Consider the following 16,184-nt stretch of genomic DNA (forward strand, 5'->3'; position numbering starts at 1 on the left):
AAAAACAATATAATATGAAATTCTTGGGTGGTGGTAAGGTGTTTTATGCTGTTATTTTTATGCGCATTCTGTGCCTCCTGAATTTTCACGTAAAAATCAGACCTTAAAATATCACTATTAGTACCTGGTTATTATTTTGAACGCATTTATAAAATTATTACATAAAAATGGCGAATATTGCTAAAATCCCCGCCAACGATGTGTTGACGGGGCTGTTATTATTTTGGCAATAATACTCCAGTATAAGTATTTACCGGATGAGAAAGATATTGTTTAACGGCAGTGTTAACATTCTCTACCGTCATTTGTTTCAACAATTGCTCCTGCTCAGTCCATGCTGCAGGATCGTCATATTGAATAAGACTATTTACAATAGTGTTCGCTAATTGTTGAACGCTACGCTGTTGGATATCGAGGCTGCGCTGAACGTTTTGCTGGTATTCATTCAGTTCTTGCTCACTGATCCCTTTAGCCAGACGCTTAACCATCACTTCATTCGCTAACGTTAACAGTTCATCATGTCGTTCTGGTTGACAAGTAAAAGCCAGCAAATGACTGATATCTTTGGCCTGAGGATCAACCGAGAGGCGAGAAGAAACGCTGTATGCTCCAGATGCCTGTTCACGAATATTAACGCGTAGATCTTTTGCCAGTGCGACGTTAAAAGCATCGAGCGCCATACGCGTCGCCAGATTAACAGGTGTCCGGGAATCATAACGCTTCCACTGTGAAACCTGTGCCACAGGTTCATTTTGTTCTTTTACAGTAACCGATGCGTTGTCCGTCGCGCGAGTTAATGGTTTACCTGCGGCTAATGGCGAATCAGAGTGTTTGATTGATCCTAAGTAACGCGTAATTAACGCCACGAGTTTGTCTTCTGAGACATTACCGACAATGACAAACGTGATATCCGCTGGAGATGAAAACAACTGGCGATCGGCAGCCAGCGCATCTGCGGCAGTAAACTGTACAATCTGATTTTCTTGCAGTAATTTCGTGCGGTCATCAGCATAGCGCGTCTCATACATCTGCTGGGCGAATTTCTCCGCTGGACGCTGGTCGAGCGTTTTCAACGCCTGAATTTGAGCATTTTGTAGCGATGCCCAAATATTGTCGTTAATCGTGCTGTGGGTGATTCGCTGGTTAATCAACTGAAAACCAGGTTCAGGGTTATTAGTCCGCGCGCTAACGGAGAGCAACGTATTCATGCCACTGACTTTACTGCTCATGGTTACCGAATTTTCCGCACTCCAGCGTTTCAGGCTGGAAGAGGAGAGCTCACCAACGCCGCTTCCGCTTACTGCTTTATTTGCCAGCGCGATAAGTGATTTTTGCTGCGCAGGGAAACTTAAATCGCCTTTATTAGATACGGCAGTAATTTGTAGCTTTTGCTCTTCACCCGCGGATTTTGCCAGAATAACCCTGGCACCATTGGAAAGTGTTAATGATGTCAGATTCTCAGCCAGCGTTTCTTTGCTGCTAATTTCCGCCTGTGGGTCAGCGTCTACTGTTAACGATAAATTTCTGCCTGGGAAGATGTAAGCCGCCAGCTTTTTGTTGGCGTACTCTTTTTCCAGCGCCAGGATAGCCGCAAGAGACAATGCTTTTTTGGCGGCAAGCTCATTGTTTACCATTTGCTCCCAAAATGCGTCCTGGTTCTTTCTTAACTGCTGCCATTTTTCCGCCAGACTTTGCACGGTAATTTGCTGCCACAGACGTTTCGAAAGTTGATATGTCTCTTCCGGCGACAAGAACGGCGTATTATTTAATGAGCTGGATGCCAGGCGACTGGTCAGCATACGTAAATCACGTTCAGCTTGCTGATCAACCGCATTTTTCAGCCAGGTGAGGCGGGTAGATTTGACATCATCGAGTTCTTCAGCAGAAAAACCATGCTGATCAATGGTTGCCAACTCTGCCATTAATGCATTTGCAGCATCCTGCATATTATCGTCTCGTGCATTTACACGGAAAAACAGCGACTGATAATCGGGTGCAATTTTAACGCTGCGCGCAGTGCCGCCAGAAATAGTCTTCAACTCGCCCGACTGTATGCGTTCCTGCAGACGTTGATTGAACAGCTGAACTAACATGCTCCATTCAGCTTGTTCGACAAAGCTTTGCTCATCGTTCACTTGTACCATTGGCAGGCGATAATAGAGTGCGATGCCGTTCACTCGGTTTTCTTTATCATTAATGATATTAAAGCGCAGGTGGTTTTCGGCTTTTGTCGGCCAGACGCGATTTTCAGCTGCTTTGTTAGCCGGAAGCTTACTTAAATTATCCTTTATCAGCGCCAGCGCTTCTTTACTGTCGATATCGCCGACCACGATAAAGGTCATATTATTTGGTTGATACCAGCGTTGATAAAATTGGCGCAATTGTGCCGGTGTGACCGTGGCGACAGTATCCATCAGGCCGATAGGTTCACGGTCTAAATTACGGGTATTTGCCAGCAGGAAAGGGCGGCGCGCCTGAGAGGTGCGCCATTTCGCATCCTGATGGGCACGCCATTCCTCAGTAATTACGCCGCGTTCAGCGTCTACTTCGAGTATTTCAAAGGTTGCGGCATTACTCCATTCACTGAAGATTGCCATCACTTGTTGCAGATTTTGTTTCTGCGTAGTCGGCAGACTCACCTGATACAGCGTTTCGTCATAGCTGGTATAGGCATTAACATCGCGACCGAAACGCAGGCCCATTGACTCAAATGTTTCGATGACTTTATTACCCGGCCATGTTTTTGTGCCGTTAAACATCATATGTTCTACAAAATGAGCCACGCCGCGCTCATTGTCTTCTTCCTGCAATGAACCGGTATGAATTTGCAGCCATAAATTTACCTGATCCTTTGGTTGAGCATGCGGATAAATCATATATCGCAAGCCATTGTCCAGTTGCCCGGTAATTAACTTTTCATCCTGCGGTAAGGCGGCGGCAATCAGCCGCCCGGGGAGCAACAGAGTTGCCACTAACGTCAGTAAGAAACAGAGGTTTCTCATAATTATCTCCATGCGAAAACCGGGCGAATTTACCCGGTTAAGTAAAATCCGAACTATTAAAATTTCATGCTGACATCAAGCCAGAAAGTACGGCCACTGGCGTAGGTCGCCACACCGGTGTTCGTTGTATCAACAGCGGTTTTGCTATCCAGTACATTGAGAATATCGGCACTGATCGTCAGGTTTTGTTGTTTCAGAAATTGTGGCGTCCAGGACAAGCGGGTGTCCCAGGTCAGGCTGCTATCCAGTTTTTCGTCAACATACTGCTTGTAATCTGAATATTCGCTGATGTATTGCGCATTTGTCTTACCAAGGATAATGCGAGCTTTACGCGCTTCTTGCCAGGCCAGCGTATTCGCCCACACTAACCCGCTCGGTTGATGCGTGAAATCCATGTTTAAGGAGATCTTTAATGGGTTATTAAAATCTGCCACTGGAACACTATCGTAAGAGACCAGATTACCGTTATAAACCACCTGGTTATCACCGGTATTGCTCTCCTCATAACCATTGTTTAACGACAAGTTGCCCTTGCTCTTGATATAGCTAAAGACAATTTGTGGGTTAATATCTACTTGGCGGATATGCAGGGGTTCGGCCAGTTCAAAACTGAGGCTGAACGAATGCGTTTTGGTTTTGCCATCGTTGTTATATTCAGTAATGGTGGTTTTAGTCGCGCTGTCGGTACGACTGCTTTTGCTGATTTGATCATGCGCTTCACGGTAAACATAGTTTGCACGCGCAATAACGTTCTTACCGATTTTCTGCTGCAATCCCATTGCCAGTTCATCGTTATAAGGCGTTTTCAAATCCTGATAACGCGTCAGAGTTTTATTACCTGATACCGATTCCGTCCAGCTATTGCGGATATCACGTAATCCCATATCAAGAATATTCCCGCCATAGTAACGGTTATAACCGGCGGTAATCATTGAGGTTTGATCAGCAAAAATATCCCATTCCGTCATAAAGCGCGGGGAGATATTGTGGTTTGACAGATAGTTGTCATAGTCATAACGCACACCGGGCATTAACGACACATTCCGCCAGCTAATGTGCTCCGCCATATACAGCGTGTAGTTGTCAATTCCCAGGCTGCCTTTACCTTTATGGTAAATGGTATGGTTAGTTTTCTTTCCTGCAGCATTAATCACATAGGATTCAGACTGGTTATGGCGTTCAGTCCATGCATCGGAATAGATGTATTCCGCGCCGAAGTAGGGTTGATGCGAAACATCACCCACGGCGAATTTTTGCCAGTCCAGGCGTGTTTTGAAGGTGTAATTATCTACAGCCTGGGAAATGTGTCCTAATCCGCCACAGGTACAACGCCCTGTAATATCACCATATGTACATGAAAGTTCGGTGTACCAGATGTCATGATCGTGACGGGTATAATCACTAATATGATCCCAACCAACGGTGGTACGTAGTTTGGCCCATGCGAGTTGCGTATCCATATCCCATGCCAGACCATAGGATTTATTACCCATTTCGCGATCAGACTGCGGGAAGGTGCTGGTATTATAATCACGGCTGGAGCCGGTATATTTTAAGGTTAAATCGTGGGTAAAGCGGTCGCTGGCAAACCAGGTAAATTTGCTCAATGCAGTATCGATAACGTTTTTATACTGTGCCCGACCGGTGACAATGCCGTCATTCGAAACATAATCCGCGCGGGTGATATCAGACTGGCGGCGCGATAAACCGGCGGTAACGCCGAAGTTATCAGCGAGTTCCTGATTAAACGACAAGGTATAAAAGTTCTTTTTAAAATCTGGGGAGTAATAAGTACTTCCTGAAGAGCCTTGATTAAATGCGCTCTTGTTATTCTCATCGATATGCGATGTTAACCAGTCCGAACGCGTAGTGCGATAACCCAATTTCACCTTGCTATCATCAGCGTTGAAGCGTTTGATCTTTGCATCAATTACCCCGCCATTGAAGCGACCAAATTCAACCGGCACAAAACTGTCATAAAGCGTCACATTGTCCAGTAAGCTGACATCAAGATAATACCCCTGTGACATCCCGCTAATATTGGTTGCACTACTGGCATCGGACTCATTCGCTGGGTTCAGGTTATTAGTTGCACTAATACCGTCAATCAAATAGGCATTCTGGTAGGGCGACGCACCGTGAATAGAGATTTTCTCAGGGCGAATATCTCCCTGGTTCAACGAGGTACTTTGCGTTGAATCCATGCGTACCGCAGGGTTGGTTCTCAGCAGATCGCTGATATTGCCATTCCCGGTCGGTAAACGCTCGATGCTTTCACTGGTGTAATGCGTGTTGCCGTTTACGGGTACAGGGACAGGAGCATAGACCGTCATCTCTTCAAAAAAATGCATGTACATGTTTTTGTCATCGACGGCCTGCGCCACATCAGCGCCACATAAAATGACGCCAGGAATAAGAACTCGCTTCATTTATTTATATCTCCGTACAGCAGGGCTTTTATTGTTGTTATAAAACCGTGCTAATGTCACAAATATCATCAGCCAGGTTCCAGACACCGGGTTGATGTGTAACCATAATGACGCCGCTTGTGGGTAGTTTTTCACGCACTAAACGCAGTAAGCGTATAGCCTCTTGTTCCTCAAGATGAGAGGTAGTTTCGTCAAGAAATATCCATTTCGGACGTCGTAAAATTAATCGTGCCAGGGCGATACGTTGTTTTTCGCCGCTGGAAAGAATATCTCCCCAGCGATCGTGGTCATGAATACGCGCAGCCAATTTCCCCAGACCAACCTGATGCAGTACTTCGCTCAACGATTTATCGTCTACGGGCAGGGGAAGTGCTTTACAAATAATCTCTTTCAGTAAGCCGCTTTTGATTAACGGTGTTTGTGACACATACCAACTGTCAGCAGGAGAAGAAATATCACCTTTAAACCACGGCCAGCAGTGGGATAATGTTTTAAGCAGTGTGGTTTTTCCCGCACCAGAGTAGCCTTTCAGTAATAGCCATTTGCCTGGCGAAACATGAAAGTTCAAGTTCTCTAATATGATCTTATTATCAGGCGTACGAATACTCGCATTAGCCACTTGTACCGCATGTTGGCAATTTTTAGGCTTATTCGTAGGGCGCTGTTCAGTGAGTTGATGGAACTCATACAAGCGATCGATAACCGCAGCCAGTTCAGCAAGTTCGTCATATTTATAAATAAACCAGCTTAAATTGTTCGATACTAGCATAAATGCCTGGCGCGATTTCATCAGTCCGCCCAGATTGATCTGCCCGCTAATAAACTGCGGCAATAACAGAAAGTAGGGAAGAACGCTAAGCGAGCGCGAATAAATATTTTGCCAGTAATCAAGCCACCGCTGACGATTCATTAAACGATGCCAGTTCTCTTTAATGGTATGAAAATTGTCGCGCAACTCCTGGCGTTGTAGAGACTCAGCATTGCTTAGCGCAATCAGTTCTGTCTGCTTATTATGCTGCACAAGATTAGTTCGAAATGTCGCTTCGCTACGTTGTTTTTCCACATTAAGCGGACGAATACGTTTACCCACCTTATGGGTAAATAAAGTTCCACCGATCACAATGAGCACGACGGTATAGACCATATACCCCTGGATATTCCATTCTGTTCCACCAACAGTGAATGAGAGCGTACCCGCGCTTTGCCAAAGAATAACGGTAAAGGTGATCAGCATGCTAAGTGACTGGATGAAGCCAAATGAAAGACTGAGCGTTTTGCTGATCAGTAAGAGAATGTCTTCAGCGATACGTTGGTCAGGGTTATCTGTATTTTTATGCTCGCCGTAGATCTGCGTGAAGTAGTAGTTTTTATCTGCAAACCAGCGATTAAGGTAGTAATCTGTTAACCATTCGCGCCAGCGAATAGTCAGTAGTTTAATTAACCATGTTTTGTTTACGGATATTAATACAAAGATCCCCAGCAGGGCAGGGAACCAAAGAACAAGCTGCCAAAGCTTATCGGTTTCTTTCTGGCTTAGCGCATTGAAAAAATCATTATTCCAGTCGTTTAACCAGACCTGAATTTTAACCACGCCAAGGATCATTGCGAGGATAATAATGATTAACAACACTGAAGTTTTATTATTCTTACGCAGCCAAAAGGGCTTCAGCAGACAGAGATACTTTGCTATCAACATATAAAACGTAATGGGAATGGTTATCATTAGCGAAAATTGATTGTGCCATCCAATGATTATCTATGGCAATGATTTACTGATGAAATTTATTTAAGTATCATTTAACAATATGAAATATATAGAAATTTTTAATTTTCAGTGGTTATGGTTATGGTTATGCTATTGATAATCAAGGGTATTGCTAATGCCCTGACGCATACCACGTAAGCCAGGATTTTCGCAAGGGAAGATGATGATGACGAAACACCCGACAGGAATTTATGTCGGGTGCCTTGTTAAGGTCATAAGAAGGAGGCTAAGAATGGAGTTAAAAGAGAGCATTATTAATTATTCTCCATTTGTTTTGCAACATCCATAATGTGGTAAAGCGGTACTCTGTTCTTAGCTAACTCAACCATGGCGTTCATATAAGGTACCATGGTTGAAAAAAGGATTTTATAACCTTCGCAAAAATAAGAAACAGTCTCATTGTTTACTTTAGTAATACGATGCTTAGGACAACCGCCATTGCAGATAGGTTTATATGCACATTGCTGACATTTCGCTGAAATCCGTTTTTTTTGCGCTGTCAGTTGTACACTGTTCATCGTTTTGAGTTCAGATTTATTAATGTTTCCAATTTTGTACTGTGGATAGACAAAATGGTCGCATTCGTAAATGTCTCCATTACTTTCAACAACCAGATTATCCTTGCAGGACTCCTGGAAAATACAACTTGTATGCCCATTCCCCAAAAAACGGCTGACAAAGCTTTCAAACTGACGAATGAAAATTTCACCCACATCGTTTTTAACCCATTGCATAAAAATGGTTGACATAAACTTGCCATAAGCCGTGGGAGGCACAGAAAAATCAATGATACGGAATGTGTTCTCACTATGACCACTGAAATCAATATTCGGCGTCCCGGTTTCTAGCAATTCGATAAATTGCATATGTTTACTGCCGATAGATTTTAAAAAATGATAAACCTCAAGAGGGTAATGGACATTAACGTTATTAATGACGGTTAACGTATTAAACTCTACTTGATATGATTTCAGACGCTCGATGGCTGCTATCACTTTTGCAAAAGTACCGTTACCTGAATTACTGCGTCTGTAACGGTCATGTAACTCCTGGGGGCCATCGATCGAGATACCAACCAGAAATTCATGTTCTTTGAGAAAGGCACACCATTCATTATTCAATAAAATGCCATTCGTTTGTAATGCATTAAAAATACGTTTTTGGCCTGCATAGCGTTGTTGATAGTGAATAACTTTACGGAAAAAATCCAGGCCAGCCAGAGTGGGTTCACCGCCTTGCCAGGTAAAATAGACCTGATTGCCAGACGCTTCGATATATTGTTTGATGAACTCTTTCAGAGTGCTGTCATCCATCCATTTTTCATGAGTAAACTGCGACTCTTTTTCAAGGTAAAAACAGTAATCACATTTGAGATTACATTGAAAACTGGAGGGCTTGGCTGTAACGTGCATCGCTATCTCGCTCAATAAGGCGGCGGAAAAATCCGCCGCATGAAGGTTTAGTTATTTCGCTTCGCTTAGTGCTTTCTTGATATTGTTAAACTTCTCCTGATTTACCTCGCTAAGCGGTGGCTGGCTGCTGTCGATAAACTCTCTTACCACGCCTTGCATCTCTTTAACGACCTGCGGATTGGCGGCGGCAAGGTTATCTTTTTGCTGTAGATCCGTCAGTTTGTAGAGACCTAACTGATTGTTTTCTACTGTATAGACAAGCGAATAATCGTTATTTCTCACCGTATAAGAGAATTGGCTTAAGTCCTCAGTGTTGGGGTTATGCGGGTAATCGTCTGACTGATGGCGAACAAATTTGTGGTAATTATCCCAGAATGGAATATTTTCCTCATCAAACCAGTGAGAATAAGAGGTTATCCAGGTCAGATTTTTATGTGGCGCGCCTTGTTTCTTATCTTGCAACCAGGGCAGCAAGGAAACACCATCCAGCTTAAGGTCTTTTGGAATGCTGATATCGGCTGCATCAAGAGCTGTTGGGTAGAAATCCATTGCGGAAATCAGCTTGTCATAATTACCGGGTTGAAGTTTTCCTTTCCACCACATAAACATTGGGGTGTGAGTACCGCCAGGATAGGTCTGACTCTTATAGCCTTTTTGCGCCCCGTTCAGCGGCAGAGGACCATCGATAACCGCACCATTATCGGAGGTAAAGAGAATAATTGTATTGTCATACTGTCCGTTTTTCTTCAGTTGTTCGAGAATGCGTTTTACACCCTGATCAACAGAATAAACGGAAGCGTAGTAGTTATCTGCTGTTTGACTACCGGTATTAAATTGCTTCTGATATTGATCCGGTGCAGGATTATCATTTGGTAGGTGCGGAGCATTATAAGCCAGGTAAAGCATAAAAGGCTGGTCAAGTGTTTTGGCACGATCAACAACGCCAATTGCCTCATCGGTTAACTGATCGCTGATATAACCTTTTGCGGGGACACGTTCACGATTTTTGAACAGTGAAGGGGAGTTGTAATATGCCGTTCCTGCAGCGTGGAATCCCATAAAGTAATCAAAGCCACGGTTTTGAGGTTGCCATTCTTCCGCAGAAAATGTGGTGAAGTTGTCATGATAGTCACGCGTTTGTTTATCTTCCGGTACCGGCACATTACTGATTTTTGACAAGTGCCATTTACCTACTGCTGCAGTGTAATAACCATGATTCTGGAATAATTCAGGCAAGAAAGTTTCTGTTAGCGGAATACCATCCTGAGCATCGGTATTGGAATAGACACCAAAGCGGGCGGGAGCTCGACCGGTCATTATTGCGGCACGGGAGGGGCCGGAAACACCGTGTGCCACATAGCCGTTAGTAAAACGTACGCCTTCATCCATTAATGAAAGGAGCGTCGGCGTTGATTTTTGTGCAGCTTCAATGGCTTTATCTATCCCTATTTTGTAGGTATCGACAACTTCACGATTTTCCATTGTTTTTGGGTCAAAAGATCCCTTATCAAAAGGAAGTTGTCCATAACCAAGATCATCCATGGTTAGTACGATAATATTTGGCTTTCCTTTGGTACTGTATTCAGTCGGCGTAAAATCTGAGAAAGCAACGTTTGTTTTGGTTGCTTTCAGCTTTACATCATCTGCCGCATGAGCAGCAAATGCAGCCATACCAGATGCCAGTATCAAAGATATCGAGGTACTTACGACACTTTTCTTTAATGCAGACTTCATAAATGTTCCTCTTCTTATTGTACTTAATTCCGAAGTAATTTTACGAAGAGAAATAAGTGGATGTAAGTGAAGTTAGTCACATAAAGAGATAGCAGATTTAGCTAAAAAAAGGGAAATAACAGTCCATAAAGCGTTGACATTACTTTCTGTTCTATTAAGTAATTTCTCGCCGATAAACAACTAATTTATTGATATTTAATAAATTATTGCATTTTACTGACAAAATGCCGAATTGAGATCATAAATAATCTGCAACAGGTTATGCAAGTGCATAAATATGTGATGGATGTCACTTATTTATTTCAATAAATATATCGCCTAAAAACAACGCGGGGCAGGGAATGGCTGCCCCATTTAATTCTTACGCAGCGTGCGTGGTTGACTACTCGTTAGCAAATAATCAAATAGCTAAAGCACTCATCGTGTTGCCCGTATTCATACCCATGTGACTTTGACAACGGTACTCCTTAGAAACTCTCTTCGGACTGTTGCCGAAATGTTTGCGGAACGCATAAATAAAATAAGATGTACTGGCATAACCACATTGTTCGGCAATTTTATTGACTGAACCTTCTACGCGTATCAAATTTTTTGCGTGCTGCATTCTGGCATCTAATAGAATCTGTGAGAATGTCGTTTGCTCTTGCTTTAGTTTTTTCTTCAACAGGCTTTCACTGATGTACAGGCAGTCACAAATATCTTTCAGCTTCCATGGGTGCGCCAGCTTCATGTTGACAATATTTCTCACTTTTCCGGAAACGGATAGCACACCGTTAGTTAATAGTGTAATGAAACCTTTGCATGCGGCAAAAATAGACAGGCAAGAAAAAAGCAAAAGTTCTGAAAAATTATGATGATTGCGTTCTTCCGAGTTAAGATAAGCAATCATTTCATTAAGCAATCCAGTCGGTACATTTGAAGCACGTAAAAACTTCGCAGGAACAGGCACCGTCACTGTCTGGATGTTAGTGCATTGTAGATATTTTTTAATGGTATTTTCAGTAAATCCGATCTCTTTAAAATGCCGCTCATAAGGTTCAAAATGCGTACGAACAGCGTTATCTACCATCAGGATCTCGCCGTCAGAGAAGGCGTAATCTTTATCTAAAATGTTAGCGTTGAAGGCATGATGAATAAATATAACAGAACAAACGAGCGACATTTTATCTCCTTAAAACAATAAAGTTTTTATCGATACTTTTTTAACATTTCATATTTATAATTTGCTGTTTATTTTCAGTCTTGCAAACTATTGATAATGAAATGTGTAAGATCTCTTGCAATGCGACCCATTTCTGAAATACCCAGCTGATCAATTGCCGAAAAAATGGCTATCAACGTAAGGGTCAGTAATAAGACAACCACAATTACAGACATGATTTCTTTATAGTTGTCTCTTTGCGTGATTTTGTTTTTCACTGTGGTCGCATACATTTCAAATATGTTTATTTAGCGGATAACGTTAAAAATCGTTAATCAGTATGCTTAATATAACAGGCTGGAGAAAAGAGGAAATAGGACTGGCACTTCAGTACTGAGCGGAGTTTCTTACAGCTGTAGGCAGAGGTTTATATCTTATAGTGTGTGGTTTAATTTAATCAATGTGAGCAAATTGCGCGATAATAGTCAATGAGAAATTCTTCTGCTGTGCGGATGACAGCAGAAGAAATGAGGAGGCGAATTAATTTGATGGTTCTAATTCAACCGGAATACTTTTATAACCAGGAATGCCACTTAATGGATCGTGGTTATCAAGAGTTAGCATGTGATTCGATTCTGGAAAATAGGTCACCAGTGAGCGGTCAGCCATAGGGTAAATGACCACTTTTAATCTATCCATGCGGCGTGAGCTGCGCTTACCGTCTGGCGTAAGCGCAATAAGATTAACTCTTTCGCCGTTTTTTACACGGCAAATTTTAGCTTGTTTAGCACTCATAAAGACCACATCTCGTTGACCGAATACCCCTCGATAGCGATCATCCATACCATAAATCGTCGTGTTGTACTGATCGTGGCTACGTACTGTCGCCATGACCAGCTTACTGTTAAACGCTGAAGAGGGATCTTCTAACAGCCCTTTGCTGGTAATGAAATTAGCCTTACCTGACGGCGTCATCCAGCGCCTTTCAGCAGCTGCATTTATCAGGTGAAAACCTCCAGGATGTCGGATGCGCTGGTTATAGTCGGCGAACTCTGGTAACACAGCTTCAATGTCATTGCGAATGCGATCATAATCTTCCACCAGATACTCCCAGGCTACCACGCTGTGGGGTAGTGCTGCCTGCGCGATTCCCGCGACCACTGCACACTCTGATTTCAGCATTACACCGGCGGGTTTTAACACGCCACGCGAGGCATGAATCATCGACATTGAATCCTCAACGGTTACCGCCTGCGCACCGCTTTTTTGCATGTCAATCTCGCTACGCCCCAGAACCGGCAGAATATAGCTATGCCGTGCGGTCAGCAGATGAGAGCGGTTAAGCTTAGTGGCTACGTGTACCGCCAAATCTAATTGCGTTAACGGTACAGCGCTCGCTTCCCGATCTGGCATTGCCAGTGCAAAGTTGCCCCCCATGCAGATCAATGCTCGAGCCTGCCCCGTGCATATTGCTTGCATGCTGGCAATTGCAGCATGTCCAGGTGCATGAGGTGGGGTGAAGCCATAGCGCTCACCCAGGCGAGCCAGAAACTCTGCAGACGGTTTCTCGGTGATACCGACGGTTCGGTCGCCCTGTACATTAGAGTGACCTCGTAGTGGGCAGATACCCGCACCAGGCTTGCCAATGTTACCTTTCATCAACAGCAGATTGACCAGTTGCTGTACATTCTGGGTACCATGTTCGTGCTGAGTGATCCCCATTCCGTAACAGATAATGGTGCGATCGGCAGCGGCATATGCGTCAGCCAGTTCGGCGATTTGTGTCTGACTTAGTCCAGAAATACGTTCGATATCTTTCCACTCGGAATTGAGAACGTCACGGCGTAGCTCGTCAAAGCCGACGGTATGCGTTTGAATAAATTCGTCATCAAGCAATGAGGGCCGACCTGCGGCACTTGCAGCATCATCGCGCTCAATTAACAGGCGCATCATCCCCTTGAGCAACGCCATATCGCCACCAATGCGCACGTTGTAGTAGGCACTGGCCAACTGAGTCTCAGAGTTCGTCAGCATTTCAAACGGGTTTTGCGGTGCGGTAAATCGCTCCAGGCCACGTTCCTGTAGAGGATTGATGGCGATCATTTTCGCTCCCCGTTTCACTAAAGCGCGCAACGAAGTCAGCATGCGAGGGTGGTTTGTACCAGGGTTATGCCCAATGCAAATGACTAAATCGCACTTCTCAAAGTCTTCCAGCAACACGGTCCCTTTACCTACACCGATACTCGCTGCCAAACCCACGCTTGTCGGTTCATGGCACATGTTGGAGCAGTCGGGAAAGTTATTGCTCCCGTATTCACGGGCAAAAAGCTGATAAAGAAAGGCAGCTTCATTGGAAGTGCGGCCCGAAGTATAGAATTCAACCTGATTGGGATCACTATAGCTTTGAAGGCGTGCGCCAATTTCGTCGAAAGCTTGTTGCCAGCTTAATGGCTTGTAACAGTCGCTGACGGCATCATATTTCAAAGGCTGAGTGAGACGCCCTGCAGCCTCAAGCTCGTGATCTCCCCAGGTAAGTAATGATTGAACCGTATTCTCAGCAAAGAAAGAGGCATTTACCTGCTTATCCGTGACTTCCCAGGCGATTGCTTTTGCGCCGTTTTCACAAATGTCGAATGACGCACTGTGCTTAGGATCTGGCCATGCACAACCCGGACAGTCAAAGCCCTCTGGCTTATTCATGTCAAACATGGCAATAACATCATGGCGTATATCCATCTGCTTACGTACTGCATTCGCTACGGATTTAACAGCACCCCAACCACCTGCAGCACCCTGGTAGGATTCAATTTTTTTCTTCATCTACTTATCCTGTGTGGAAATGAATTATTAGGATTTGTAATAGCGATGATGCACAGTACATACAAAGGGATTATCGCCAACATGGATATATAAGAGTAGGGGACTACTCTCTTTCTATTTTTAATCTATTATCGTTAAACAATAGATTAAATACGATAAGTTAAGCATCATCTCTCATAGTGTTTAAATTAACATATTTTTCAATATAAAAAATAAGACTCTGGCTTCAATTGTGCGCGGATTTTCTTACAGGTGTAGGATAATAGCCTTCACAAAATAATTATCTGCGCAATTTTCGTGAATGGAGCGCATAGACTAAGGTCAAAATCACAATTATTCATAGATAAAAGTGACACCAATGACTGACTGGACGGTTCCGGCTGAAACCTTGTTTCCTGTTTGTCCATAGGTTGCGCTTAAACCCAGAGGTACTTTGCTTTTATTTACTGTCCCCAGGGAGTAATGCCGATCAGTTAAGGATCAGTTGACCGATCCAGTGGCTGTGTAAGAATCCGGAAACGCTCACTTGTTTCCGGATTTTTTTATGCACATTGGACAGGCTCTTGATCTGGTATCCCGTTACGATTCTCTGCGTAACCCACTGACTTCTCTGGGGGATTACCTCGACCCCGAACTCATCTCTCGTTGCCTTGCCGAATCAGGTACTGTAACGCTACGCAAGCGCCGTCTTCCCCTCGAAATGATGGTCTGGTGTATTGTTGGCATGGCGCTTGAGCGTAAAGAACCTCTTCACCAGATTGTGAATCGCCTGGACATCATGCTGCCGGGCAATCGCCCCTTCGTTGCCCCCAGTGCCGTTATTCAGGCCCGCCAGCGCCTGGGAAGTGAGGCTGTCCGCCGCGTGTTCACGAAAACAGCGCAGCTCTGGCATAACGCCACGCCGCATCCGCACTGGTGCGGCCTGACCCTGCTGGCCATCGATGGTGTGTTCTGGCGCACACCGGATACACCAGAGAACGATGCAGCCTTCCCCCGCCAGACACATGCCGGGAACCCGGCGCTCTACCCGCAGGTCAAAATGGTCTGCCAGATGGAACTGACCAGCCATCTGCTGACGGCTGCAGCCTTCGGCACGATGAAGAACAGCGAAAATGAGCTTGCTGAGCAACTTATAGAACAAACCGGCGATAACACTCTGACGTTAATGGATAAAGGTTATTACTCACTGGGACTGTTAAATGCCTGGAGCCTGGCGGGAGAACACCGCCACTGGATGATACCTCTCAGAAAGGGAGCGCAATATGAAGAGCTCAGAAAACTGGGTAAAGGCGATCATCTGGTGAAGCTGAAAACCAGCCCGCAGGCACGAAAAAAGTGGCCGGGACTGGGAAATGAAGTGACAGCCCGCCTGCTGACCGTGACGCGCAAAGGAAAAGTCTGCCATCTGCTGACGTCGATGACGGACGCCATGCGCTTCCCCGGAGGAGAAATGGCGGATCTGTACAGTCATCGCTGGGAAATCGAACTGGGATACAGGGAGATAAAACAGACGATGCAACTGAGCAGGCTGACGCTGAGAAGTAAAAAGCCGGAGCTTGTGGAGCAAGAGCTGTGGGGTGTCTTACTGGCTTATAATCTGGTGAGATATCAGATGATTAAAATGGCGGAACATCTGAAAGGTTACTGGCCGAATCAACTGAGTTTCTCAGAATCATGCGGAATGGTGATGAGAATGCTGATGACATTGCAGGGCGCTTCACCGGGACGTATACCGGAGCTGATGCGCGATCTTGCAAGTATGGGACAACTTGTGAAATTACCGACGAGAAGGGAAAGGGCCTTCCCGAGAGTGGTAAAGGAGAGGCCCTGGAAATACCCCACAGCCCCGAAAAAGAGCCAGTCAGTTGCTTAACTGACTGG

The 16,184-nt window shown here is 44.5% G+C and carries 10 protein-coding genes and 1 pseudogene; 2 read left to right on the top strand and 9 right to left on the bottom strand.

The window, feature by feature from the left end; translation table 11 throughout:
* Positions 1-218: 218 nt before the first annotated feature.
* The 3 genes from C1P89_RS06445 to C1P89_RS06455 are packed head-to-tail and all read right to left on the bottom strand — an operon-like array spanning position 219 to position 7,154.
* Positions 219-3,002: a M16 family metallopeptidase gene (locus C1P89_RS06445; RefSeq protein ID WP_005142616.1), complete on the bottom strand. Its 2,784-nt coding sequence runs from the start codon at positions 3,000-3,002 to the stop codon at positions 219-221.
* A gap of 56 nt (positions 3,003-3,058) precedes the next feature.
* Entirely contained in the window at positions 3,059-5,431 is a 2,373-nt protein-coding gene (locus C1P89_RS06450; protein ID WP_000832455.1) for a TonB-dependent receptor plug domain-containing protein, read from the bottom strand.
* A 37-nt stretch (positions 5,432-5,468) separates the two neighbouring features.
* Positions 5,469-7,154 (bottom strand): ABC transporter ATP-binding protein/permease, encoded by a 1,686-nt coding sequence (locus C1P89_RS06455; protein ID WP_000628571.1) that lies wholly within the window; start codon positions 7,152-7,154, stop codon positions 5,469-5,471.
* Between the two features lie 208 nt (positions 7,155-7,362).
* Here C1P89_RS06455 and C1P89_RS06460 point away from each other — a divergent pair, with 208 nt between their 5' ends.
* The gene (locus C1P89_RS06460) at positions 7,363-7,485 is read left to right on the top strand and encodes a hypothetical protein (protein ID WP_129025478.1); all 123 of its coding nucleotides are present in this window, start codon (positions 7,363-7,365) and stop codon (positions 7,483-7,485) included.
* Here the strand turns inward: C1P89_RS06460 and C1P89_RS06465 are convergent.
* The 6 genes and pseudogenes from C1P89_RS06465 to C1P89_RS06490 form a co-directional block, all read right to left on the bottom strand.
* Positions 7,451-8,608, bottom strand: coding sequence for an anaerobic sulfatase maturase (locus tag C1P89_RS06465; RefSeq protein WP_005109547.1), 1,158 nt, complete (start codon positions 8,606-8,608; stop codon positions 7,451-7,453). The two genes, C1P89_RS06460 and C1P89_RS06465, sit on opposite strands and share 35 nt — an antisense overlap.
* A 51-nt stretch (positions 8,609-8,659) precedes the next feature.
* Complete coding sequence (locus tag C1P89_RS06470; protein WP_011310211.1) at positions 8,660-10,342, bottom strand: sulfatase-like hydrolase/transferase; 1,683 nt, start codon at positions 10,340-10,342, stop codon at positions 8,660-8,662.
* Between the two features lie 400 nt (positions 10,343-10,742).
* Positions 10,743-11,504: an acid stress response transcriptional regulator YdeO gene (gene ydeO / locus C1P89_RS06475; protein ID WP_000060491.1), complete on the bottom strand. Its 762-nt coding sequence runs from the start codon at positions 11,502-11,504 to the stop codon at positions 10,743-10,745.
* A 74-nt stretch (positions 11,505-11,578) separates the two neighbouring features.
* Entirely contained in the window at positions 11,579-11,776 is a 198-nt protein-coding gene (gene safA / locus C1P89_RS06480; RefSeq protein WP_000271372.1) for a two-component system connector SafA, read from the bottom strand.
* A gap of 247 nt (positions 11,777-12,023) precedes the next feature.
* A complete protein-coding gene (gene ydeP / locus C1P89_RS06485; protein ID WP_000726664.1) occupies positions 12,024-14,303 on the bottom strand; it encodes an acid resistance putative oxidoreductase YdeP in 2,280 nt (759 codons plus the stop codon).
* Between the two features lie 333 nt (positions 14,304-14,636).
* Positions 14,637-14,777, bottom strand: a pseudogene (locus C1P89_RS06490) (fimbrial protein); the annotation flags it as partial.
* Between the two features lie 52 nt (positions 14,778-14,829).
* Between C1P89_RS06490 and C1P89_RS06495 the strand changes: the two are divergent.
* On the top strand, positions 14,830-16,176 hold the full coding sequence (locus C1P89_RS06495) for an IS4-like element IS4 family transposase (RefSeq protein ID WP_000483769.1): 1,347 nt from the start codon (positions 14,830-14,832) through the stop codon (positions 16,174-16,176).
* Positions 16,177-16,184 lie beyond the last annotated feature (8 nt).

Origin of the sequence: Shigella sonnei, from assembly GCF_002950395.1 — a bacterium.
Classification (GTDB): Bacteria; Pseudomonadota; Gammaproteobacteria; order Enterobacterales; family Enterobacteriaceae; genus ECMA0423.